At 47.2% G+C, this 25,910-nt stretch carries 18 protein-coding genes; 7 read left to right on the forward strand and 11 right to left on the reverse strand.

What is annotated here, in order from left to right; translation table 11 throughout:
* Positions 1–65 precede the first annotated feature (65 nt).
* On the forward strand, positions 66–1,016 hold the full coding sequence (locus VOA_RS05200; RefSeq protein WP_000509881.1) for a LysR family transcriptional regulator: 951 nt from the start codon (positions 66–68) through the stop codon (positions 1,014–1,016).
* On the opposite strand, the gene yegD is transcribed toward VOA_RS05200, so the two are convergent.
* The 5 genes from yegD to hrpA form a co-directional block, all read right to left on the reverse strand.
* The gene (gene yegD / locus VOA_RS05195; protein ID WP_000469644.1) at positions 1,013–2,365 is read right to left on the reverse strand and encodes a molecular chaperone; all 1,353 of its coding nucleotides are present in this window, start codon (positions 2,363–2,365) and stop codon (positions 1,013–1,015) included. The two genes, VOA_RS05200 and yegD, sit on opposite strands and share 4 nt — an antisense overlap.
* A 102-nt stretch (positions 2,366–2,467) precedes the next feature.
* Positions 2,468–3,874 (reverse strand): amidohydrolase, encoded by a 1,407-nt coding sequence (locus VOA_RS05190; RefSeq protein WP_000917458.1) that lies wholly within the window; start codon positions 3,872–3,874, stop codon positions 2,468–2,470.
* 284 nt (positions 3,875–4,158) lie between these two features.
* Positions 4,159–6,564: a beta-mannosidase gene (locus VOA_RS05185; RefSeq protein WP_000145293.1), complete on the reverse strand. Its 2,406-nt coding sequence runs from the start codon at positions 6,562–6,564 to the stop codon at positions 4,159–4,161.
* 213 nt (positions 6,565–6,777) lie between these two features.
* Entirely contained in the window at positions 6,778–7,260 is a 483-nt protein-coding gene (locus VOA_RS05180) for an outer membrane beta-barrel protein (RefSeq protein ID WP_000751964.1), read from the reverse strand.
* 140 nt (positions 7,261–7,400) lie between these two features.
* Entirely contained in the window at positions 7,401–11,330 is a 3,930-nt protein-coding gene (gene hrpA, locus VOA_RS05175) for an ATP-dependent RNA helicase HrpA (RefSeq protein ID WP_000204530.1), read from the reverse strand.
* Between the two features lie 201 nt (positions 11,331–11,531).
* Here hrpA and VOA_RS05170 point away from each other — a divergent pair, with 201 nt between their 5' ends.
* The gene (locus tag VOA_RS05170; RefSeq protein ID WP_000647612.1) at positions 11,532–11,882 is read left to right on the forward strand and encodes a hypothetical protein; all 351 of its coding nucleotides are present in this window, start codon (positions 11,532–11,534) and stop codon (positions 11,880–11,882) included.
* A gap of 54 nt (positions 11,883–11,936) precedes the next feature.
* Positions 11,937–12,386 (forward strand): TerB family tellurite resistance protein, encoded by a 450-nt coding sequence (locus VOA_RS05165; RefSeq protein WP_000481241.1) that lies wholly within the window; start codon positions 11,937–11,939, stop codon positions 12,384–12,386.
* A 274-nt stretch (positions 12,387–12,660) separates the two neighbouring features.
* On the opposite strand, the gene VOA_RS05160 is transcribed toward VOA_RS05165, so the two are convergent.
* Together VOA_RS05160 and VOA_RS05155 are read right to left on the reverse strand one after the other, a co-directional pair.
* Positions 12,661–13,191, reverse strand: coding sequence for an exonuclease domain-containing protein (locus VOA_RS05160; RefSeq protein WP_001108811.1), 531 nt, complete (start codon positions 13,189–13,191; stop codon positions 12,661–12,663).
* A gap of 18 nt (positions 13,192–13,209) precedes the next feature.
* On the reverse strand, positions 13,210–14,790 hold the full coding sequence (locus VOA_RS05155; protein WP_001120541.1) for a sensor domain-containing diguanylate cyclase: 1,581 nt from the start codon (positions 14,788–14,790) through the stop codon (positions 13,210–13,212).
* Positions 14,791–15,268: 478 nt separating this feature from the next.
* On the opposite strand from VOA_RS05155, the gene VOA_RS05150 reads away from it, so the two are divergent.
* The 3 genes from VOA_RS05150 to VOA_RS05140 are packed head-to-tail and all read left to right on the forward strand — an operon-like array spanning position 15,269 to position 20,678.
* Complete coding sequence (locus VOA_RS05150; protein WP_001017929.1) at positions 15,269–15,901, forward strand: DUF2760 domain-containing protein; 633 nt, start codon at positions 15,269–15,271, stop codon at positions 15,899–15,901.
* On the forward strand, positions 15,901–17,802 hold the full coding sequence (locus VOA_RS05145) for an Hsp70 family protein (RefSeq protein ID WP_000425810.1): 1,902 nt from the start codon (positions 15,901–15,903) through the stop codon (positions 17,800–17,802). The genes VOA_RS05150 and VOA_RS05145 overlap by 1 nt, the downstream gene beginning before the upstream one ends.
* A gap of 59 nt (positions 17,803–17,861) precedes the next feature.
* Positions 17,862–20,678, forward strand: coding sequence for an Hsp70 family protein (locus VOA_RS05140; RefSeq protein ID WP_000098108.1), 2,817 nt, complete (start codon positions 17,862–17,864; stop codon positions 20,676–20,678).
* A gap of 57 nt (positions 20,679–20,735) precedes the next feature.
* Here VOA_RS05140 and VOA_RS05135 read toward each other — a convergent pair whose 3' ends face one another.
* Entirely contained in the window at positions 20,736–21,812 is a 1,077-nt protein-coding gene (locus VOA_RS05135) for a GGDEF domain-containing protein (RefSeq protein WP_009356075.1), read from the reverse strand.
* A 378-nt stretch (positions 21,813–22,190) separates the two neighbouring features.
* On the opposite strand from VOA_RS05135, the gene VOA_RS05130 reads away from it, so the two are divergent.
* Positions 22,191–22,847 carry an MSHA operon transcriptional regulator gene (locus VOA_RS05130; RefSeq protein ID WP_000434281.1) on the forward strand — a complete coding sequence of 219 codons (657 nt, stop codon included), beginning with the start codon at positions 22,191–22,193 and terminating at the stop codon, positions 22,845–22,847.
* Between the two features lie 179 nt (positions 22,848–23,026).
* On the opposite strand, the gene VOA_RS05125 is transcribed toward VOA_RS05130, so the two are convergent.
* The 3 genes from VOA_RS05125 to VOA_RS05120 form a co-directional block, all read right to left on the reverse strand.
* Positions 23,027–24,358 carry a GGDEF domain-containing protein gene (locus VOA_RS05125; RefSeq protein WP_000610831.1) on the reverse strand — a complete coding sequence of 444 codons (1,332 nt, stop codon included), beginning with the start codon at positions 24,356–24,358 and terminating at the stop codon, positions 23,027–23,029.
* Positions 24,355–25,377, reverse strand: a complete 1,023-nt coding sequence (locus VOA_RS0118515; RefSeq protein ID WP_032468360.1) for an ABC transporter substrate-binding protein — start codon at positions 25,375–25,377, stop codon at positions 24,355–24,357. The genes VOA_RS05125 and VOA_RS0118515 overlap by 4 nt, the downstream gene beginning before the upstream one ends.
* Before the next feature lie 159 nt (positions 25,378–25,536).
* Entirely contained in the window at positions 25,537–25,761 is a 225-nt protein-coding gene (locus VOA_RS05120; protein WP_000478173.1) for a hypothetical protein, read from the reverse strand.
* Positions 25,762–25,910 lie beyond the last annotated feature (149 nt).

The raw sequence follows: 25,910 nt of genomic DNA on the forward strand, positions 1-25,910 counted from the left end.
TGGTAACAAAACGTTTCTTTGCCGCACAAGATAACCAAATCGCCACCATCCGAAAATAGGATAGAATGGGACACAAAATTGCAAAAATGGGATTGAGCATGAAACTCGATGATCTGGCACTGTTTTTAACCGTTGTTCGTTGTGGCAGCTTTGCTTTAGCGGCCAAGCAAAAATCCATGTCAACGAGCACACTCAGTCGTCGCATCCAGCAACTTGAACAAGATACCGGCAGCATTTTACTGATCCGCAGCAGTAAAGAGCTAGTATTGACCAAAGAAGGCGAACAACTGTTTCATACGTATGCAGATTTGTTTACGCAGATTGAACTTAAGCAAGATCAGACAGAACAAGCGAAACGAGATTATCGCGGTGAGATAGTGATCAGCGCTCCAGTACTGCCATTACGTCACCAACTCACACCACTGGCGTTAGAGTTTTCTGAACTGCATCCGAATGTCACATTGCGTATGCAGGTTGCCTCCAGCCTCGACTATTTCACGCAAAAAGATCTGGATATTGTGTTGCGCTTTGGGCCACAGCCGGAATCTGATTGGGTTGCTCGTAAGCTGGCACGTAATCCATCGGTACTCTGTGCCAGCGCTGTGTTTGCCGCCAAGCTCTCAGAAAATCAACCATCCTTGGCTCATCCCGAACAGTTAAATGCTCTGCCACTTCTAAGCCTCAACCATAAGCTGCCATGGGTTTTCCACCACAGAATCTCAGGGCAAAAAGCGCAATTTATCCCAACCGCTCGTTTATGTTCAGATGAGTTGGACACCATAGTGCAAGCAACGAGGCAAGGCATGGGAATCGCAAGGCTGCCTAGAGGTCTGATGGAGCCCCTACTGAATGAGGGGCAACTGGTCGAGTTACTTCCCGAATGGGAAATTGAAGGCGCCGATGTGTACTTGATCCACCCTCAGCGGCGCTTTTTGCCTGAACGAACTCAAGCTTTGATTGATTATATGATGACACATTGGTCACGAGTGGCATTCAGCTACTGGTATAAGCCTTAACGGAAACAAACCTGCGCCCAACGTGCAAGCCCCGCGGTGACTGAGCCAAAATAGTTACCGCTAACCACTGGCACATTCGGCAGCGCCTGCTCAACACCAGCACGTAAAATTGGTGAACGCGCGCTACCGCCGGTCATAAAGATCACGTCCGGTGTCACGCCACCCAAGGTGACGGCTTCCGTAACCAGTTCAATCATCTTGGTTTTTGGCACGTCAATCGCTTCAATCATGGCTTCACGTTGAATTTCGACTTCTAGCAGATCGGATAGCACTTTGATTTGCGCAGTCACCTGCGCCACATCCGACAGCGCAATTTTCGCTTCTTCGGCTTTCTTGACCAAGCTGTAGCCCAAAGTATCGTGGTACACCGCGAGCAAACGCGCCAGCTTTTCTGGTTCACGCGCTTCTTTGTGCAGACGTTTTAAATCCACCAGATTTTCACGTGAGAAGAATTTCACCTGCGCGCTAACATCGTTAATCGCAATCGGGTTCCAGAATTGGGTGATCGGCATGTCTAGCCCACTGAGCATTTGACTGCCAAAACCAAAGGGCGTCATCAACTGTTTAAAGGCAAGATGGATATCAAGATCGTTACCGCCCACTCGTTGACCGGTATGCGCAATAAGGCTTTGCGTACGATCCGCTTTACCCCGCCAAGAAGGCCCCATTTGAATAAGCGAGCAGTCTGTCGTACCACCGCCGATATCCACCACCAACACAGTTTTGTCTTCGGTCAGTGTCGCTTCGTACTCAAGCCCTGCGGCCACTGGCTCAAACTGAAACTCAAGGTGGCGAAACCCAGCTCGCGTGGCTGCGCGGCGCAGAATATTTTCTGCCTGACGGTTAGAGTCTTCCCCGCCTCGGCCGTGGAAGTTAACCGGACGACCGATTACCGCATCATTGATCACTGCGTTGGAGCGAGCTTCTGCTTGGGCTTTGATGTTAGCCATCATGGCGCACACTAGATCTTCAAAAAAGCTCAGTTGAATGTCGTGCAGCCCCATCGCCCCTAAAAAAGATTTTGGCGATTTGACGTAATACACTTCATGCGGATCGGACAGATAGAGATCGAGCGCCGCCTGACCAAACACCACATCATCAAACTGCAAGTCGATACCTTCATCACGATTCGCAGCTACCGAGCGGCGCAGCAATTGCTCGCCCAGTGCATCAGCCGGTGAAATCTGGCGATGACGAAACAGGTGCTCAGGCACCGAATCACGAGTCGGCGCCGCCAATGTGGAAGGAATATAAAGGCTGTCACGCTCAAGAGGGATCAGCACTGGATTATCGTCCTGCATACTGGCCACCGAACAGTTAGCCGTGCCGTAATCAAACCCGATGAACATTTGCGTACTCCTACTCTTGAACGAAAAAAGGCCGGCGATACTACCGCAAGCCTTTTCTTATCTCTAGCAGAAATTGTTATTTTCTATGCTACTTTCACGCAGTTAGCGGATCTCTTCGCCTGAATCCAGCACGCTCTTACGAACAATTTCTGTGAAAGCGAGCGCTTCTTGACGGATTTGCTCTTCATTGACGGTGTTGATGGCGCGATCTTGCATCACCAATTTGCCATCAATCACGGCATGGCGAACATTGCCGCTGTTTGCCGAATAAACCAATGCCGAATAAGGGTTATAAATCGGCACCATGTTCGGCGCTTTGGTATCAATCACTATGATATCCGCGAGTTTGCCCACTTCTAGAGAGCCGATTTTGTCTTCCATGTGCAGCGCTCTGGCGGCGCCCATGGTTGCCATATCAATCACTTTTAGTGGTGGCATCGCGGCGCGATCCTGATTAACCAACTTATGCACTTTCGCTACTTGGTTGAATTCATCTATTGTGCTCAGCGTGTTGCCCGACATAGGGCCATCCGTACCTAAACCGATACGCACATTCTGGTCGTACATTTTCAGGGCTGGCGACACGCCTTTGGCTGACTTGGTGTTAGCACTCATATTGTGCGCTACGCCCATATCTGACTTTTTCACCAGCTCGATGTCTTTGTCATCGATCAAAATCATATGCGCCCCAACCAAGTTGGCGTTTAACGCACCGATATCATGCATGTACTGTACCGGAGACAAGCCATTCGAACGCTCGGCAATTTTTTCTTGCTCTCGGTCAGATTCCGCTAAATGGATCAGCACTGGCACTTGCTTCTCTAAAGAGAGCTTGGCGATTTTTTGCAAGGTTTCTGTGGTATTGGTGTATGGCGCGTGCGGCGCAAACGCTGGGGTAATGCGCGGATGATTTTTATACTGTTCGATAAAGTTCAGTGCGTACTGAATACCTTCATTGGCATTTTTTGCATCAGCAACCGGAAATTGAATCACGCTTTGGCCTAATACCGCGCGCATCCCAATTTGATCCACGGTTTTCGCCACTTCATCTTCGAAATAATACATGTCGGCATAAGTGGTCACGCCGCCTTTGAGCATTTCCACGTTACCTAAGTTCGCACCAATGCGTACCATATCGCGCGACACCAATTTCGATTCTAGCGGGAAGATGTAACGATGCAGACGGTCGGGTACATCATCACCCAAAGAGCGGAACACCGTCATCGAAACGTGTGTATGGGTATTGATAAGACCCGGCATCACGATATCGCCATCCACATCCAGCACCTGCTTGGCTTGATATTGCTTAGCTAATTCAGCATCCCCCACCGCAATGATTTTGTTTTCTTGCACCACCACAGTGCCATTCTGATATACGGTTTTATCGCCATTCATGGTGAGCACCATAGCGTCAGTAATCATCAGATCCGCTGTTTGTTTAGCATAACTGATAGAGGAAAACAGGCTCATACCGGCAATAGCAGCAGCGATTAAATTGGGTTTCAACATGTTATTTTCCTTGCAACAGGATAGATTTGATTGCCGCGATAGTAAGAGAATGCTCACAAATTGCAAACGTTTGCCTCTTGGTTTTCAGGTTTCTGTGATCTCGGTAGGGGGCTGTAAGTCAATACAGCCAGAAAGCAAAAACTCAACCAATGCAACACGGCAACACATTGATTCTGATAATCAATGTGTGCGCGCTTTTTAGGTTTTCCCACGTTGCAGATTTTGAGCATTGTACTCAGCCTCTCTACGCAGATCAGGCGGTACTCGTTCAAATGAGCCAAGCTTTATACATTGAGATGATAAATCCGCAGCGAATTTGCCAGTGTATGCACATCGTCTCCCAAATACTCCACGGTGACATTTTGTCCCGGTAACAAGGTGAAGCTCGAATCACTAAACCGCCCGCCCCCCTCACACTCCAAGTGCACATAAAAAGCAGGCTTGTCGCTACTTAACGTGATCCATCGCCCAGCTTGCTGCACCTCGATTTTGGCATTTTCCATCGGCAAAGATTTCAGTTCTTCTGTACCAAAATAAGTATTCTGTAATCGCTCACCACGGTTTTTGATGATCGCATCAACCCACAAAAAAACGTCGTGCCCTAAATTCAAAGATGCGCTTTTTTGCCACAACGCATGGTTGTGATTAGGTAATAACGTCGCGCTGAGCGGCCACTGTTCAACCACTTCACCTTGCCAGTTTATCAAGCAAATTCGCCCTTCTATTTCCTCCGGTTCACGATTATCGTTTAAACCGTGCAAGGTCAGGACACCGCTATGCTCTGAAAACACCAGATACTGCGGCGCAAAGAAGCGCTTCGCGTGATAGTGCAACTGTTTCCAACGGCCACTGTATTCAATGCTCGACCAAGAACTCACAGGCCACAAATCATTGAGCTGCCAATACAGAATGCCGCGACAAACCGGCGAAATCGCCCGCCAGTGTTCCACCGCGGTTTTGATGGCCATGGCTTGCTGCACTTGGCTCAGATACAGCATCTGTTCAAATCCGGTTGGAAAACGGAAATAACGAGTAAACATCTCGGTGATGATGCTGTTACCGCGCGGATTTTTCTGGTGCTGTTCAAAGGTCTGCGAAGTGATGTTGAAATCGTGCTCTGGCGTAAAGGTTTTCACTTCCGCAAGGGAGGGCCAAGATTGGAAACCAAACTCAGAACAGAATCGTGGATTCACTGAACGATACGCGCTAAAAGGCTTGCCAGAGTGCCACACATCCCAAAAGTGCATATCGCCTTTATTGTCATCATGCCATGCATCACCGAAATCGAGTTCACCATTACAAGGCGAGCTTGGCCAGAAGGCGCGTTCCACATCGAGCGATTCAATCACTTCCGCGATCTTGCGATTTAAGCGATCGTAATTGACCGTGTATTTGATACGGTTCTGTTTGGATTCGTCATACCAACCAATCGCGCCAATCACTTCGTTATCACCACACCAAAGCGCAACGCAGGGATGCTCGCGCAGCCTTGGGATCTGCCAACGCAGCTCTTGTTCGACTTCGCGCAGGAAATCCGCATGGCTCGGGTAAAGCGAACAAGCAAACATCATGTCTTGCCAAACCAGTAACCCGAGTTCATCACACAAGTTGTAAAAGGTGTCACTCTCGTATTGCCCACCGCCCCACACGCGGATCATGTTCATGTTGGCCTCTACCGCGCTTTGCAACCTCTGTCGATAGCGAGCTTCATTTTCACGAGCGGGCATTGCATCAAGTGGAATCCAGTTCGCGCCTTTCGCCATCATGGGAAAACCGTTGATTATAAACTCCATGGCAGAGCCGCGTTCATCGGCTGCGGTATTCAGCTCAAGTTGGCGTAACCCGATGTTGCGCTGCAAAGTTTGCTCGGCGCTGGCCACGCTCACATCATACAAATGCGGCTCGCCCAATCCGTTTGGCCACCAACGCTTTGGTTGCCCAATCAAAAACTCGCACTGCACCCAACCATTATGTTCTGCGACCAGCGTTTGCTGTTGATCGGCCATGGTGAACGTCAAGTTTGCAGCCAGTTCAGTTTCCACCTCTACTGCCAACGTCACAATCACACTGCCATCACTTTGCCAGCGCTGCTCTGTCGCCAACTGTTTTAATCGTGTGTGGTTAATCGGCAGCAATAGGATCGGGTCGTAAATCCCAGAAACCATTAAACACAACCCCCAGTCCCACCCTGAGTGACATTGCGTTTTGCGCACCAAATTCATATGCGGTAACTGATTATTACCCATAGCGGAAGGAATAGGAAAAGGTAATGCAGCGGCTCTTTTCTCGGCTTCAGGCAGCACTCGATGGAAAAGCATACGCAGAGTGTTACTGCCCAATGTCAAATACGGCTTAATATCCAGCTCATAACCGGCAAACTGATTACTGCACTCCAAGGCGAACACCTCATTGATGTACAGTGAGGCGAACGTATCCACTCGTGTGAGGGTTAACCACAGTTGCTTAGCACTCAGTAAGGTTTCATCAACAATGATTTCTCGACTTATTTGCCAGTCCACCTCTTCAATCCAGCGCACTTGCGCTTCATTGCCTCCCCAATAAGGATCTGGAATACAATGCGTTGCCAATAAAGCCGTGACATTGTCACCTGGGAGAGTCATGGGAATCGAAAGTTCTGGTCGTTGTGGAGAGGTTAATCGCCATTGACCATTGAGATGACAGCCTGTCATAGGTAAGTACCTTTATTGATATGGGTAAATAACCTTATGGACTGTAATCTTTAAGCTGACTTAGCCCTAGCATAGGCAGGGCCAAAGACTGGCAATTTGCGGTACACTTCAAACATTTTTCATGACGCCAGAGGTAGAAAACAGGAAGTTTCGCAGATAAAAAAGCCAGCAGGTCGCTGGCTCTTTACACTATTTCAACACGCAAATACTGAATTACAGGAAGTGGAAAGTGGCGTTGAAAGAAAGTGTGCCTACATCAGTGCTACCCATGGTGTAGTTCATGTAGCTTGCGCCAACAGAAACGGGACCCATGATGAAATATTCCGCACCGATGCCATACATAATATCGATACCATCATCGATTTTGCCACCGTTGATCTCTTTATCCCATGAGTGCAGGCCGCCTTTGGCGTAAACGTGCAGTGGGCCGAAATCAATGCTTGGTTTTACTGCGAAGTACAGTGAGGTTGCTGAAAGCTCTTGGCTTGCACCAAGATCAAAATCACCGTGATCCACATAGCCCGCTTCTAAACCAATAAATGGCAGAATGCCCGTGCCTGCATGCAGTGAATACGCAGTACCGTTCTTACCTTCGTAGTCAGACTGACCTACTGACGCACCGCCATAGATCCATGAATCCGCCATCGCGGTTGAAGAGGCACCCAGTAATGCCAGAGCAAGTAATGTCTTTTTCATAGTTAACCTTCTTAAATGAATTGGGCAACGTTGACGGCGGCCAGTCGTTGCCACATTGAGTGCTAATTCCGTCATCTCAGCTTGTTAAGCAAATTTCGTACCTAATTCGTATCTCGTTGCCACGAAACTCAGCGTCATCACTAACAAGCGTCAATTGCATTAATGATTCGTTTATCGGACACCGGATATGGCGTACCTAACTGTTGGGCGAAGAAGCTTACACGTAACTCTTCTAACATCCAGCGGATTTCTCGCACATTATCGGGAATCGCCAACCCTTTCGGGATTTTGTTCAGTAACTCTTTGTATTTATTCGTCACGGATTCAATTTTCAGCATATGCAAGCGATCTTTGTTGGGATCGACCGGCAGTTTTTCCATCCTGCGTTCAATCGCGCGCATATAACGCAGAATGTCCGGCAGACGTTTCCAACCGCATTCGGTGGCAAAGCCACTGAAAATTAGCCCTTCGATTTGTGCTTTGACATCAGAAAGTGCAAACGCCATGGTGAAATCCACTTTGCCTTTCAAACGCTTATTGATGTTGTAAGCAGTCGTCAAAATGGTTTCAACTTGTTTGGCAATCTCAACTACCGTATCGCCCAGTTCAGCACGCACATGTTCTTTGAGCGCTTCAAACGCTTGCGGCTCCCACACCATGCCGCCGCGCTCTTCAATCAGCTTATCAACCCCGCAAGCAATACAGTCATCAATCAAATCCAGCACTTTGCCATACGGGTTAAAGTACAAACCGAGCTTAGATTTGTTCGGCAGATTGGCGTGCAGATATTTGATCGGCGATGGCACGTTAAGCAAAATCAAACGGCGCTGACCAGCACGCATCGCGCCAAGCTGCTCTTGCTCGGTTTCAAACAGTTTGATTTCAACGCTGTCTTTCTTATCGACTAAAGCCGGATAGGCTCTGACTTCAAATCCACCACGTTTTTGTTGATACACTTTCGGCAGTTCGCCAAATGACCACGTATGCAGATCGCGCTGTTCGATATCATCATCGGCGACTTGCGAAAGTGTTTCTTGCACTTTCTCTTTCAAGCTCTCTTTCAGCTCATGCAGATCGCAGCTTTCATTGAGCTTGCGATTGCGATGGTCCACCGCGCGATAAGTAATTTTTAAATGCGCAGGCAGTTGATCGAGTTTCCAATCTTCGCGCAATACCGTCACACCCGTCATACGGCGCAGCTCTTTTTCCATTGCATCAAGCAGCGGCATTTCAAACGGTGTTACTCGCGCCAAAAAAGCGTCAGCGTAATTGGGGGCTGGCACAAAGTTTTTACGCAGCGTTTTCGGCAGCGATTTAATTAAGCTCACCACCAACTCATGGCGCAAACCGGGAATTTGCCAGTCAAAGCCATGTGACTCAACTTGGTTTAAGATCGGCAGCGGAATGTGTACCGTCACACCGTCACTGTTCTCGCCCGGCTCAAACTGGTAACTGAGTTTGAGTTTCAGATTGCCTTGATGCCAGAAATTCGGGTAATCCAGATCGGTAATGTGGCTGGCATCGCCTTTGAACAGCATCTCTTTTTCAAAGCTGAGCAGATCCGGCGTTTTACGGCTTGCGGTTTTCCACCACGCATCAAAATGGCGACCCGACACCACTTCGGTACCGACACGCTGGTCGTAGAATTGGAACAGCTCTTCGTCATCAACCAGAATATCGCGGCGACGCGATTTGTGTTCTAACTCTTCCACTTCGGCGAGCAGCGCGCGGTTTTGTTTGAAGAAGGCGTGTTTGGTTTCCCAATCCCCTTCAACCAGCGCGCTGCGAATGAAAATCTCGCGGCTGAGCACAGGATCGATATTGCCGTAGTTGACCAAGCGCTTCGGTACAATTGGGATGCCATACAGCATCACTTTTTCATACGCCATCACTGCCGCATTTTTCTTCGACCAATGTGGCTCACTGTAACTACGTTTGATCAGGTGTTTCGCCAGTGGCTCAATCCAATCCGGTTCGATTTTCGCGACGACACGTGCCCATAGCTTGGAGGTTTCCACCAGCTCTGCCGACATCACCCATTTCGGCTGCTTTTTGAATAAGCCAGAGGCAGGGAAAATGTTGAAACGCGCGTTACGCGCACCGTGGTACTCGTTCTTTTCCTGATCTTTCATACCGATGTGCGACAGCAAACCAACCAAGATCGCACTGTGCACGGCATGGTAACTGCCCGGTTCATCATTGAGCTTGAAACCCATTTCCCGAGTCGATTGATGCAGTTGGGTGTACACATCCTGCCATTCGCGCACGCGCAAATAGTTGAGGTAATCGAGCTTACATTGACGGCGGAACTGGTTACTGGTCAACGCTTTTTGCTGCTCGCCGATGTAGTGCCACAGGTTCACTAACGTCAGGAAATCCGAATCTTCATGGTTAAAACGGCGATGTTTCTCATCAGCCGATTGCTGTTTGTCGCTCGGTCTTTCACGCGGATCTTGAATCGACAGTGCGGAAGCAATAATCATCACCTCTTTCAAACAGCCGAATTTCGATGCTTCAAGTACCATGCGCGCCAAACGTGGATCGATTGGCAAACGCGCTAGCTGCTTACCACTTTCGGTGAGGCGTTTTTTCGGATCTTTGATTTGATCGTTGATCGCACCCAGCTCTTCAAGCAGACGCACACCATCTTGAACATTACGTTTATCCGGCGCTTCCACAAAGGGGAAAGCTTCAATATCACCGAGCCCCAATGCCGTCATCTGCAAAATAACCGAGGCTAAGTTGGTGCGCAGAATCTCAGGGTCAGTAAACTCAGGGCGTGACAAGAAATCCTCTTCCGAATAGAGACGGATACAGATCCCCTCTTCGGTACGTCCACAGCGGCCTTTACGCTGGTTAGCGCTGGCTTGAGAAACTGGCTCAATCGGCAGACGCTGCACTTTAGTACGGTAGCTGTAACGGCTGATCCGCGCAGTACCCGGGTCGATAACGTACTTGATGCCCGGTACCGTCAGCGAAGTTTCCGCTACGTTAGTAGCTAACACAATGCGGCGACCCGCATGAGGTTGGAAAATTTTGTTCTGCTCACCGGCCGACAAGCGCGCATACAGCGGCACAATTTCCGTATCACGCAGATTGCGTTTTGCCAGTGCATCGGCGGTATCACGAATTTCGCGCTCACCGTTCATGAAGATCAGAATATCGCCCAGACCTTCATCGCACAGCTCATCCACGGCTTGGAAAATGCCTTCCAATTGGTCGCGATCGCTTTCGCTGTCGTCATCCCCCGCCAGAGGACGATAACGCACTTCCACCGGATAAGTACGACCAGAGACTTCAATGATCGGTGCATTGCTAAAATGCTTCGAGAAGCGCTCTGGATCGATGGTCGCCGAGGTAATGATGACTTTGAGATCGGGACGACGTGGCAAAAGCTGTTTGAGATAGCCCAAGATAAAGTCGATGTTGAGACTGCGCTCGTGCGCTTCATCGATAATGATGGTGTCGTACTGGTTGAGGAAACGATCGTTTTGGATCTCCGCCAGCAAGATACCGTCAGTCATTAATTTGATTTGGGTCTGATCAGAGATTTGGTCGGTAAAACGTACTTTGTAGCCAACAAAACCACCGAGTTCGGTTTCCATCTCTTCGGCGATACGGTTCGCCACTGAGCGCGCAGCAAGACGACGCGGCTGAGTGTGGCCAATCAAACCGTATTTACCACGGCCTAATTCTGCGCAAATTTTTGGTAGCTGAGTAGTTTTGCCTGAACCGGTTTCACCCGCCACGATCACGACTTGATGCTGAGCAATCGCCTTCGCAATATCATCGCGTTTTTGGCTAACCGGCAGCAGAGCGGGATACTCGATTTTGGGCATCTGCTGTTTACGCTGCTCGGCCACCATCATGGACTGCGCAATATCGAGCGCAATTTCGTCAAATACCGCGTTGCGTGCCGATTCATTTTTAATTTTACTGGCACCATCAATGCGTTTGCTGAAACGAAAACGGTCTTTGATCAGGCACTCTCCGAGCGCCTTTTTTAAACTGGCAGCGCTATTGGCTTTTGGCTGAGCTGCCGAATCGGGTGTGGGCTGTGACGAAGTCAAAGCATTTCCTATTGTTATCTTTCCAAAAAACTGCGCGGATTGTACCACAGAGTTTTAGCAACACGCCCATGATCCCACGCTTTAGCCACTCTTACCTGTCTATAGAAACAGCAAACGCAAGCCTAATACGCAAAAGAAGCTTCGTTTTCGGCGCGATTGGCCGCTAAAATGAAGACAGAACCTTAAGGAAACGAAGCGATTGTGAAAGCCTCTGAACTGAAAACGATTTTAAACCAGCTCCTCGATGACCTTGACCCCGATGTGGTGATGGGTGAATTATGGCTGCCAGAGCAATTGATCGATGCCCAACTCGATGATGACATGTTGTTTCTCACCTTTGATAACGCTCCTGAGGAGGGAGAAGGTGAAGAAGAAGGCCGGGGCTTTGTGGAGCATGAAATGGAGTTGATCCGCGAACAGGTTCTGCACATTCTCGCCGATGAAAATAGTGCTAAAACGAAATCAGAAGCAATATTGGCTCTGATCACACTCGCACACGAACGGACCAGCTCTGAATTTATTGAAATCTTAAGCTCAATGCTTGAAGAGTAAGGTTCTTGGCCTCATTCTCTCACTATTCCTCTTCGAAAACGCAAGGCAACGCCCATGTTTAACGCGATCACTTCTCTGTTTAAAGAACTTCTCGAAGGCCAAGACTTAGCCAAAAACTCCGCAACACCAGAGTTAGCCATCGCCTGCCTGCTGACGGAAGTTGCAGGTGCGGATCATCAAATTTCACCATCAGAGCAGCAAGCAAAGTTTGCCCTTCTGAAGCATCTTCTCAGTATTGATGAGGAAGATGCGACAGCACTTTTGGCTCGTGCAGAGCAGCAAGTCAAGCAGTCTGCGTCTTTGTATGATTTCACCTCGCAATTGCGCAATCTTTCCCAACCCCAACGGTTTGAACTAATCAAAGCCATGTGGGAAGTGGCGAATGCCGATGGCAGCATAGATCCACTCGAAGATGCGGTGATTCGTAAAGCCGCCGAGCTGCTGTATGTCGACCATACCCAGTTCATTCGCGCCAAATTGCAGGCTACGGACAAAGGACAATAAGGTCGTTCATTGATGCCAGAAACACAAAAAGCGCGAACTGCGCGCTTTTATATGGGTATGTTATTCAGGCTTTTCTCTAGCTTACCGCTTCAAAACGGGTACTAGAGTGGTGGTGTCATTCGCCAATACAGCACAGCAGCGATACAACTGAGCGCATTCACCAGCCAGCAAACGTAAAGAATATCTTCCATTGGTATACTCGGCTTTGTGGACAACCAAACAAAAGCCTAGAACAAAACCTTAGCTGTTGCATAACAATTTGCGGAATATCACATTACAGCATGGTTAACGCTAATTTTGCCAAGTTGTAGGCATCAACATAGCCTGAGTGCTGACGTCCTTCCCATTCAATACCTTGCGATTCTTGAGCTGCACGATGGCCGATGCGTTTATCTTTTAATCGATGCTGAATTCGGTACAAGGTGGCGAGATTGAGAAACTCTTGAAAAGGTACTGGAATGCCTTTTTCTCGGCACTCGTTGATCAAAATACGATCATCACGTCCCCAAGAGGCATAAATTTTATTCGAACCGCCAAAATTCTTAACCATCGACTGTAATACTTCAGCCAGTGGGCGCCCCTGCTTCTCAATTTTTCGGGGGGTAATTCCGGTGAGCTCGGCACAAAACAGTGAGATTTCATCTTTTTCAGGTTTGACGAAATATTGTGCACGCTTGACGATTGTTCCCGCTGACAGGTCGATTTCCGCTAAACCAACTTCAATGATTTCACCCGTGGTTCCCACTCCGTTTTCGTTCCAACAACACATTTCTAAATCGAAGCACACAACACGGTTGTAATTCATTCTTGGCTCTTTCTCTACTTACATAAAGTCGAACATCCTACCTGAATCCACGGCAAAATTCGATTCTGCATTGCTGCATTGCTGCGCAATCGATACCTGATTGCGCCCTAAACTTTTACTAAGGTACAGCTGCGTATCAGCACAATGGAGTAATTCGAACTCACTCATTCCATGATTGGGGCTAGCCCCGATACTGACCGTTAAACCCACACTTTCCGTTTTTACTAACAGTGGAGTTTGCTCTACCTTGACCCGAATTGCTTCAAGATAGCGTGATAATGCATCGCCATCGACAACGTAGGACAGTATGGCAAATTCATCGCCTCCCATCCGGACAAAGTGATCTTCGGGCTTTAACTTCTGCATCACTAAATTGACAACATGAACTAACGCTTGATCTCCCACCAGATGACCATAAGAGTCATTAATCTGTTTGAAGTGATCAATATCAAAAATCACTAACGTAAAAGGTTGCGAAGCATCAAGCATAGAAGGTAGCAGTTGATTGAAATAGCGGCGGTTATAGATGCTGGTCAAGCTATCATGCTCCACAAGATAACGCAGTTCAGCAGTGCGTTCATCGAGCATGACTTCTAACCGAACTCTTTCTTCAATCAGTAAGCGGGTGATATAGCTCAATAACAGTGAGATGACCACCCCACCTAAGCTCATACCAAACAGAATCCATTTATCATTTTGAGTTAGAGGCTCTAGTAAACAGTATTTGATAATCCAATCACGGTTCGGCAAGTGCACCCGTTTTTGCATGGGTACGCCTTTCCCCTCTTGCCAACCTTCACTTTGATAGAGAATAGGATCGTCATCAGCATCAAAGCCCGTGTCGATAACTTGAATGCGCAGCTGCTGCTCCATCGCGGTTTTAAGCACTAAATTGTCGATGTAGGCTGAAAGCCGCACCACTCCGACCATTACTCCAAGTAAATCTTGGTCTTGTTTAGAGGATAACACCGGATGGTAAACCAAAATGCCATCTTTTTTGATCGATTTATCGATGCCATCTTGCAACAAGCGAACTTTGTCGGAAATGCTCGCTTTACCTGTGTTCATTATGTAGTTGAGCACTTCTTGAAATCGTTCACGCGAGGAGTAGAAGCCCAGTAAATCTCGATTAGCTTCGGTCAATGGGTAGATATCGGAAAGTACGTAAACTGGCTCCCCACTGAATACATAACCGTTGGTCTTTTTGCCATTTTCAAGAACGGTATAAGGCAAGAAGCTTGGAAAAAGCGCTTGAATTTTCTGTGTATATTCAGGCAACTGGTCAGCTTCCACCTTCGCCATCCATTGCAAACCAATCAAACTGTTGGAATCTTTGATGGTTTGAGCGGCAAAAGATTGAAAGTGATCCCAGTCTTCCATCGAGGTAGATTGGAAAAAATTAGCCGCAGACCCAATAAAGTGAATATCACTTTCGACAAATTGTTGCAGCGCTTGAGTTTGCCGGTCTGCCAAATTTTCAAAAATGGTGACGTTGTAGCGTTTCTGTAAGGAATACGCCGTGTACACGAGCACGCTTGTCAAAAACAGTGAGGAAATCAGTACAGCATGCTGCAATTTTCCACCAAATCGATGCGGCATTTATCCCTTCCTAAACCAACGAATCGTTTCTTGTTTATCTCGTAATGCGTTTATCGTCAACCATTCGGACAATAACTTGGATACTCTGCGCTGCATTTTTTGAAGATCTGGCACGTTGTTCACCCTATGCAGCACTGTCAGCGTTGGCATCGCTTAAAACATGCTCAGTCAAACCACAAATCGCACATTAAAAGGGCTTAGCCTCCTTATATTAGCCTTGAATATGGTAACATCCGCCCCTATTTTGAGCTTAGTCTATACCCACACTACTGGGAGTTGCAGGTAAGCGGTAAGTGAATGAACCCGCAGCAACTCAAAGTAAGAAAGGGATATCACCACTGTTATTGGGATTATCAGGCATCTGGAGTCAGAAACGATGACGCCAATGCCATAAATCAAAAGTAAATCTTGCCTCCCAATACGTTAATTACCCGGTGCCGTGCTTATGTCACGCTCGGTTTACACAAGAGAATTCATCATGAATATCGACTTAAACCTGATCCCAACCACCTTTGATATGCTCCATGCAGGGCTGGCGGCTTCTTCTCTCCTGTTATTGATTGTTGCTGTTGCTCGCAAAGGTAAAGTGACGGAAAAGATCGTAGAAAAACCGGTCGAAAAGATTGTGACGGTTGAAAAGCCAGTAGAAAAAATTGTCGAAGTGGAAAAGATCATTGAAGTTGAGAAAGTGGTGGAAAAAGTCGTTGAGGTGGAATCCAAACTCGCGACCGCATCAACCGATTCAGCACTGCAACTCTTAGCGCTGCTGCAAAAAGAAGCTCGCTTGATCGACTTCTTACAAGAAGAAGTGAGCCAGTTTTCGGATGAAGAAGTGGGCGCAGCCGCTCGCGTGATTCATAGCGGAGGCCAAAAAGTGCTGCGTGAGTATCTCACTCTATCGCCAATTCGTAGCGAACAAGAAGAGAGCCGCATTAACGTTGAAGCTGGCTTCAATGCACAAGAAATTCGCCTGACAGGACAAGTTACTGGCCAAGCACCATTTGTTGGCACTCTTATCCACAAAGGTTGGCGCGCAGATTCCATCACCCTACCGAAATTGGCTGACAATTACGACACTTCGATCCTCGCACCTGCGGAGGTAGAACTGTAATGGAGATGCCAACTCATTCCGCTAAATACAGTGTGGGCATCGACCTTGGTACTACCCACTGCGTACTCGCTTATCAAGCTGTACAAAGTGAAGAGAGCCATGTTGAAGTGATGTCGATTGCGCAAATGACGGCGCCGGGTACCGTGGAAAACCTCAACCAGCTCGGTTCATTCGTTTATCAGCCGCATGAACATGAAATGGCTGCCGCTTCACGCCGTTTACCTTGGAGCAGTGAGCCGACTGCCTTGGTCGGTGCAATTGCGCGTAATTTGGGCTCTAAAACCCCGATTCGTTTAGTCGCAAGCGCGAAATCATGGTTATGCCATGCGGGCGTGAATCGTCGCGAAGCCTTTTTACCTTCGGGCAGTCCTGAAGACGTCAGCAAAATTTCTCCACTACGCGCCACTGAACTTTATTTAGAGCACTTGCAAGCCGCATGGGATCACGCTCATCCTGATGCTCCATTGGCAGAGCAAGATGTCACCATTACCGTTCCGGCTTCGTTTGATCCTGCAGCCCGTGATTTAACCGCAGAAGCGGCGCGCAATGTCGGTTTACAACAATTCACGTTGCTGGAAGAACCACAAGCGGCACTCTACAGCTGGATTGATAACCGCCATGAGCAATGGCGCAATGAAGTAAACGTAGGCGATGTGGTGTTAGTGATCGATATCGGCGGCGGCACCACTGACCTTTCACTGGTCGAAGTGACCGAAGAAGAAGGTAACCTTGCCCTCAAACGTATTGCCGTTGGCGAACATATTCTGCTCGGTGGCGATAATATGGATCTCGCCCTCGCCTATCGTCTAAAAATGAAGTTAGCGCAGGAAGGTAAAGATCTACAAATGTGGCAAGTACAAGCCATGACACACGCTTGTCGTGATGCGAAAGAAGCGCTACTCAGCCAACCGGATTTGGCGGCAGTGCCGATCGTGGTACCAAGCCGCGGTTCTAAACTGCTCGGCGCAACACTGAAAACCGAACTGACTCGTGAAGAAGTGCAGCAAACGCTGGTCGATGGTTTCTTCCCTGCGGTGTCTATCAATGAACACCCTCAACAAAAAATGCGCGGCGCACTGAATCAGATGAGTTTGCCTTACGCGCAAGATGCCGGCATTACTCGCCACATCGCCGCATTTTTAAGCAAACAAGCCAATGCTCAAGGTCAGAACCACGCAGAAAGCATGCCTTTCGCGATGGCTGGAATTCCGGGCATGGCCGCTCCACAAGCCGATTTCATTAAGCCAAGTGCCATTTTGCTTAACGGCGGTGTGCTGAAATCCACTTTGCTTGCCGATCGTTTACTAGAAACCATCAATGCTTGGCTAACTCAGGCCAATGTGGCGCCTGCCAAACTTCTAGCCGGAGTCGATTTGGATCTGGCTGTAGCACGTGGCGCAGCTTATTACGGCGTTGTGCGTCAAGGTCAAGGTGTACGCATCCGTGGTGGTATAGCTTCGGCTTACTATGTCGGCATTGAAAGTGCGATGCCTGCCATTCCAGGCATGTCACCGCCAATGGAAGCGCTCTGTGTTGCTCCATTTGGTATGGAAGAAGGCTCAAGCGCGCAAGTCGCGGATCGCCAGTTTGGCCTAGTGATTGGTGAGCCAGTGCACTTCCAATTCTATGGTTCAACCGTACGCCGTGATGATGTCGCGGGGACTCACCTTGTCGATTGGGCCAATGATGAGCTCGACGACCTGCCGACCATTCAGGTCACCTTGCCGGTTTCTGAAGGTCGCCGTGCGGGTGAAGTGGTTCCTGTTACGCTGGCATCACGAGTGACAGAGCTCGGTACCCTCTATCTCGAAGCGATTGCTGCCGATAATGGCCAAAAATGGCATGTGGAATTTGATGTACGTGACAACCCACAAGACGAGCCTGCAGCACAGCAACATTAACAAAACGATCGCGGCATCCTTCGGGGTGCCGCTCATCCTTTATGAATACGAGGTATCGCATGTCATCACCACGTTTTCTGGTTGGCATTGATTTGGGCACGACCAATACCGTGGTCGCTTTTTGTGAACTCAATGATGCGCTTGAACAATCTCCGGTTGAGATTTTCCCCGTTGATCAATTGGTTGGTCCTGGCGAAGTGGTTCGCCGTCCGCTTCTTCCGTCTTTCCGTTATCACCCTTCACGCGGACAATTCACCGATTCTGATTTAACCCTGCCTTGGGAATCACAGTTGGTGAATGGCGATCTGCCGCAAGTGATTATTGGCGAATGGGCACGTGAGTTGGGCGCAAAAGTGGAAGGCCGACAAGTTTCTAGTGCCAAAAGCTGGCTTTCACATCCAAACGTTGATCGCAGCCAACCCATTTTGCCGTGGGCGGGAGCGAATGATGTCGAAAAAGTTTCGCCTATCATTGCCAGCGCCAGCTATCTCAACCATATCCGCCAAGCGTGGAATCATCGCCATCCTTTAAACCCGTTAGAACAACAAGAAGTGGTAGTCACCGTTCCCGCTTCATTTGATGAAGGTGCGCGTAAACTGACTCTTGAAGCCGCTCAGCTGGCCGGATTACCGAAAATCATGCTGCTCGAAGAGCCGCAAGCGGTGTGTTATGACTGGCATCATCGTCACCAAACTCAAGCGAACGATATCTTGCAAGACGTACCGCTGATATTGGTGTGTGACGTGGGCGGCGGTACCACCGATTTAAGCCTGATTGCCGCGCAATTTGATGAACAAGAAACGCTGCAACTCAACCGGATTGGTGTGGGCGATCATCTTATGCTGGGTGGCGACAACATTGACCTTGCTTTGGCTCACGTAGCCGAAAGCCGTTTCAATCAAAATAAAAAACTCAGCGCTGCGGGTTTATCCAAGCTCATCCAACAAACGCGCCAAGCCAAAGAGAGCCTGCTTTCGGCAAATGCACCTGAACAGATGAAAATCACCTTATTGGGCAGTGGTTCGAAGTTACTGGGCGGAACCCAAAGTGTGGCGTTACATCGTGATGAAGTACACCGCATTGCACTTGACGGATTTTTCCCTCTGACTGAACAAGACGTACTACCAGAGAAACGCCGCAGTGCAGTTGTGGAGTTTGGCTTGCCTTATGCGGCCGATCCCGCCGTCAGCAAGCACATTGCGGAATTTCTCAGTCATCACCAAGGGACAGCGCAAGGTTCGTTAACCACTGAAAATAACTCAGCATTGCCAACAGGTTTACTACTCAATGGCGGCGTGTTTAATAGCGAGTTGATTACTCAACGGCTGATCACACTGCTGAGCGACTGGTTAGGGCGACCCATTACTTTGCTCGATAACCCTCATCCAGATTGGTCTGTCGCTTTGGGCGCAGTGGCTTATGCCAAAGCAAGACGTGGGGCGCAGCTCAAAATCGGCGGTGGCGCAGCGCGCTCTTATTTCCTTCATCTACAAGAAAAAAATAAACTCGACAAAGCCTTATGTTTGCTCGCCAAAGGCAGTGAAGAAGGACAAGAAATTCGTCTAACCAGCCGCCGTTTTTCACTGACGGTGGGGGAGCCTGTCCGTTTTAATCTGCTGACCTCAACTCACGATCACATCGTACCCGAACAGAAAGTACAAAATGGTGCGCTGCTGCCTATCGGCCCCGATAAATTCCAGCCCTTACCGCCTTATGTACTCACCTTACCTGCTCTGGACGAAACTCTACTCGCCGCTAATCAAAAGCAGAGAGTCGAGGTGCAACTGGCTTGCCAGTTGACCGAAGTCGGTACTCTGCAAATGGTGTGTGTGAACCCAGAGGATGAAAATCAGCGTTGGCAAGTGGAGTTTGAAATTCGCCAGAACTTGTCGAATGAAGACGGATTGAGTGAGAACTCGTCGATTTCTCCCAAGTTGCAGGAAGCCAAAACACTGATCAGCAAGATCTACAGCGCCAACAAAACCAATGCCGACCAACAAGCCATTAAAACACTGACTAAAGAGTTAGAAAGACGTTTAGGGAAACGAGAAGAGTGGGACTTTGCGACTCTGCGTAGCCTGTTTGACAGTCTAGCACTTGGCCGCAAGCGCCGCCGCCGCTCAGAACAGCATGAGAAAAACTGGCTGCGGCTGGCGGGTTTCAGCTTGCGACCCGGTTTTGGCGATGCCACCGACAGTTGGCGGATTGAACAAATTTGGGCGTTGTACCAACAAGGCATTCAGTTTGCTAACACTCAAGGTTGGACGGACTGGTGGGTATTCTGGCGTCGAGTTGCGGGCGGTTTAAATCAAGAACAGCAAGAAACCTTACTTGCGGATATTGCTAAATACCTGCATCCGAGTGCTATGCGTACGCCTGCTTCGACCAAAGAAGCCCAAGAGAAAGGTTATGAAGCTATGGTACGGTTGGCGGCTTCGTTAGAGCAATTACAGGTGGAAGATAAAACTCTGCTCGCCACTTGGTTTTTGAATAAAGCACTGAACCACAATCAATACCAACAAGCACACTGGTGGGCTTTAGGCCGTTTAGCCGCTCGCACGCCGTTTTATGGCAGCCTGCACGCCACACTTCCGAAAGAACAAATCCAACAATGGCTACCTAAGCTCTTAGAGCAAGATTGGTCAAAAGAACCCATGTGTGCTTTCGCCACCGTGATGATGTGCCGCAAAACGGGCGATCGCAGCCGCGATATTGCTGAAGACTGGCGTACGCAGGTGTTGGATAAGCTCAAACAGAGCCGCGTTGCAGAGTCATGGATCAATTTGGTTAACGAAGTGGTTGAACTGGATGAAGCAGAAACCCAACGCGCGTTTGGTGAAAGTCTACCTAGCGGCTTAATCTTGCTGAATCACTAATTCCACTTTGCAAAAAACATGATCATCGGAGCCATCTGGCTCCGATATTCTAAAGGTTTAAGCCACATTCACCGCTTGCAACATGACTCGATTTCGACCTTGTTGCTTTGCTTGATATAAAGCTTTATCCGCTTGACGTAAGACCTCACCATAGTCATATGAAGTATCCAGCATTACCACACCGATACTGACAGAAACGCGGAGAGGCTGATCATCAATACTAAAACCACACGCAATCTCATCGCGCACAGTATCTAGCGCTTTCGCCACACGAGCCTCATCATTTTCACGGGCAAATATCGCGAACTCTTCTCCACCGTATCTCGCGACTACGCAGTCCATTAGGTTTAATGACTCCAGATTCTGGACTACAAAAGTAATCACCTCATCACCAATATCATGCCCATAGGTGTCATTAATCTGTTTGAAATGATCAATATCGACTAAGGCAATTATGGAAGCGGCTTCTGACTGGTTAAGCTGACGTTGTACGAGTTCTTTAAAATAACGGCGATTGAAGGAACCCGTTAACTCATCACGGATGGACCGCAATCGGTGCCATTCAATTTCTTCAAATAGGAACAGCATGAGCATGGTACCGAGAATAATGAAGAAAAACAGATTTTGTACCACAATGGTCGCAGCTCGGAAGACCGCCATCAAAGGTAAGGTTTGGTAAGCCACTAAAGGTATGTAGAGAACGACCATCATCATAGCCAGAACGACTGCCAACAGAGTTTGCTCTGGTCGTCCACGCTGCCCATTTTTAGCGGCTATTAAAGCAACCCCTAAATACACCGCTGACATGTTCACAGAGGAAACCAAAATACGAATACCCAATGCATCAGGATCCACCTTAAACAAGCTGTACTCAAGCAACGCAAATAAGAATGAATGCCCAATAGCCAAGAGATATAAGCTCATTCGAATTGGCTTTTGATACCAGCGCAAGACGGCAAAAAGCATGCAATAACAGCCAAGTTGATACAGCAAGTTATTGGTGAAAATGGCAAACGCCATAGGGAGGATAAAACGTAATGAAGAGGTGGTATAAGCCAATCCATAGGCCAAAAACAGCAAGACAAACCATGTTGCCGTGTCCAGTTTATGCTCACTGAGCTTGCTTCTCAACATGTAGATAAATGATGCCGCGATTCCACTGCACAGTATATTATTGATTAACGTAGCAATTTCTAAGTAAGACAGATCCATTAACTTTAGCCATCCTGGATGAAAAGAAGAAACTTAATCCCTACTTATTTTGGCGCCCTTCATCCCAAATGACTACTAAAATATAATTTATCTAACAACTTAAGCTCGCATTAATGTCTAAAAAAGGTGTAAGATCCGTTGCCACAAAACGACAATACTATATACACTTTCCGTCAGTGCCTTTGGCTAGTAACTGCTTAGACAGTTTGCTCTTTTGCTTAATTTCAGCTTTCTTCAGGGTTACATTCGCAAGAAAGTCCATGTACATCGGTTAAACAAGCTCTGGTTGCAAATAAGCCCATGGAACAAGATAAATTCACACATATTTTTCGTTTGCCAGGATCAATCCAAGTTCGGATAGCTAAATGGCAGCAAACCTTTCGTGGTAAATCGGATTTGGTACTTCACCAAGCCTTGGTAGCTCGTAATCGTCAATATAAGCAAGCAGATTTCCAGCCTAAAGGTTGGTGTGTCAACCTGTTCGATCCCAAAGAAATTTCGATTACCCATCACGGTGACTACATCCAAACTGCGATGAGAACTATGGTTGATAGAAAAGTTTCCTATAAACGCATTTATCTCTCTCGCATGCCTTTAGAACAGGCAACCGAAGAGCTGCGCAGTTTTAAGCTAGCTTGGATTAAAAAACACAATATTGTTGCTAAACATTTTAATCAGATCCAAAAAGAGACATTTCTGAATTATGCCCGAGAAGAAATCGAAACTCTGTATCCTGCAATCCCTGATCAGACTTTTGAACGTGCGGTATGGAATCGAATCGTCAGCCAAGAATTTGGCTCTGAGAAAAGTTATGAAGACCCTTATTTTGTAATCAAGAAAGCTCAGAAACCACAAAATAAAGTGAAAAATCACCACTCAAAATCACCTGATAAACCAAAGCAAAACCGGAGGTTTCGCCCTAAGCACTCTGATTCACATAATATCAGGCATCCATAAAGCTTATCTCATCGTATGGCCACATCTATGGCTATACGCCACAGACTAAACCGCGATAGCCCAGCTATAAGTAAGTAGTCCGAAAGTTCATCCCCCATGAGCATAGACACACTATGAAATGGGGGTAATTCACGTAGCTAACACCGCTGCAACTTAAAATAGTTAAGGGATACCATGCATTATCCTGCTAGGGTTGTTTCATCATCTTTGTCTCGATGGGCACAATAAATCATCCCACCGGATTGATGCTTTGCCACATACATCGCTTCATCAGCAATACGCAGTAATTCTGGCATTTGTACCGCCTGATCTGGGTAGAGTGCTATACCAATACTCACACCGACAGTTAGCTCTTCGTTATTCACCAACATCGGTTTGGTTAACTTATCGAGAAGTTGATAGCTTTTACTTCTTACGCCAGAGTGATCTTGCAAAATATCCAAGCAGACCACAAACTCATCGCCTCCTAAGCGCCCACAAAAGTCTGATTCTCGGATCGTCCCCTTTAACCTTTGCGCTATCTCTTGCAATACCATATCCCCAGCTTCATGCCCTTTGGTATCGTTGATCTCTTTAAATTTATCCAAATCGAAAAACAATAAAGCTAATTTCATGTCGGAACGTTTGGCTTTTACTAATGCTTGGCTCAACTGTTGTTTGAAAGCTCGTCTATTTAATAGGCCTGTTAGTGAATCCCTTTCAGATAGGAAACGTAATTCGGCTTTTTGGCGTTCTAATTTCGCCGTTTTTCTTGTCACTTCGGCTTGTAATTCATCTTTAGTCACCGTTGTACTCTGAAGATAAGATTTCATCTGATTGAAAAACTGCGTTAATTCAATGAACTCCAGCTCTCGACTTTGTATGGTGATTCGACTGGTCAAATCCCCTTTCGCCATCAGCGATATTCCTTCATGCAGGGTTTTACATCCATGCTGAAAACGACGTAAAACAATTAATGCAATTCCACACACAATCGCAGAGAACAGCAGTAAATGCAGCATAGTCGTCAATAGTAGGGTTCTCTGGCTTGAGATGTTATTCGCCATCACTTGCCGCTGAATGTATGTTAATTCTTCATTCATATTCTGCACCAAGATATTGTAGCGAGCATGAAACAATTCGTACGTCCCTAATCCATCGATCAGCTTGGTAATCCCAGCCTCCTGTGCCAACTTGCGTTCTTGTTCTAATAGGCCAGCCAGACTGTTGTTCATTCGCTGAATATTGTTCAGTTTTAGGTCGATAATCGTTTCTTCAGCTAATTCTCGTGCCAAAACTTGTTGAGCAAGATAAACCAATTCGAGACTATTTGCGTCCTTATACTGTAAGAAGCTCCACAACTGCCCCCTCAACATCGCTACACTATTTTGGATTTCTAAAATGGTATTAAGTTGCTCATTTGTCTGCCGCTGTTTTTCTGCCAAATTGAACAATGAAAACGCAATAAACCCCACCAATAACAGAGAAGCAATAAATAGCGCGGTCATTTTTCGAGTCAGTGAGTTGATCATGGCTTAATCTCCTCATTTTGCAGTGCAGCAATCAGCAACTCATCAGCCATCAGTTGCCGATAATCAGGTAGCTGTCCTTGTACAATTTGGCTCTCAATCGCCCAACGGCCTTGCAGTTGTAAATTCGTCAATAAGGTATTCCCCAGTGAGAGACGAAACGAGTAATCCTGCCATGACCACTCTAGCTGTTTTTCATCAATACTGAGCACTAAAGCAATACGTTGTTGTGTTTTTTCTGGATTTTTATGCATCCAATCAATGGCTTGCTTTAATGCTTGTAAAATTGCAATAGCAGTCTTTCTATCTGATGTAAGGGTATTTTTCATCGCGAGCAGGTTAAACGACAAAGTATAAATACCTGGCAAGCTGAGGTTAGTAACGTTGGAATGAGCAGCCACATCGATTTTGTAGCCCCAAGGCTCCCAAATAGACACTGCATCAAGCTGTTTATCAAAAAGTTGTTGATAAAGCTGGTCGGCGGAACCATAAACCTTATCGATAGAAATCCCTTTTAAGTTATGCGCTAGTAATAAAGTGTCAAAATAAAACTCACTTGAGCTCGCTTTAATCATCCCGATTCGTTTATTTCGCAGATCGTTAATGGATTGAAGATCATCCCCTTTTAAAGCGAGTAGCTTAAGATCATTATCCGATTGCACAAAACTCACCACTATTTGAAAGTCTTGCCGCTCAAAGCTAGTGAACATGACGACCGATTCGGAGGCCGTTGCGTAATCAACATCTCCCTTTAGCAGTGCCTTGCTACACTGAACACCGCCACTACATCCAACTAACTCAACATCAATGCCTTGTTGTTTAAAAAAACCCAGTTGTTCAGCAATATAGAAAGGGGAAGAAAGAGGGGTTTGCGATACCGCAATCTTTACCGGAACCGAAGCTGTGGATAAGGAAAGACCGGAAGATGCCATTAAAGACTCCCACCATCGCCATCCACCAAAAGCGAATACTATCAGTAATAGGTAAACCACTCTACGATGGTTTTGCCTAGCCAAGAACATGCCAACCTCTGAATCTATTTGAATATCGTTATATCACTCAGTTTAGATGCTATTTGGCTATTCGCGAGTGTTGCTATAAGCCAACAACACTCGATCATTTGGCTTTTATTACATCGGAAAATCTAGCTTGATGATTTATCAAGTAGTTTCCATTTGTGATTAATGTGTTACATCATCAGAACGTTCGCCAAAATTAGCTTGGTCGTAGATATCAGCTAGCGACTTTTGATGTTTATGTGAAGTCTTCCTGTACTTTCTCGGCTCAAAATACCGCTCTACTTGCTGAAGGGTTTCTTCATGTTGTTTGGCTGATTGAATAAACTCGGGATTGTTCATCGCTTGCTGACGCAGACGATTAACACGTTCTAGTGTGTCTAAAAACATATCAAGCCCTCCAGTACTGGATATAAATACAGCATAAAGCGCATTAAAACATTGTCAATAGCATTGCTGTATTTTTATACAGCAACTCCATCAAAAAAATCTTGACTTTACGTGACTTATTCGCAGAGCAAAGAAGAATGAGCATTCAT

Origin of the sequence: Vibrio sp. RC586, from assembly GCF_000176715.1 — a bacterium.
In the GTDB taxonomy this organism is placed as follows: Bacteria; Pseudomonadota; Gammaproteobacteria; order Enterobacterales; family Vibrionaceae; genus Vibrio.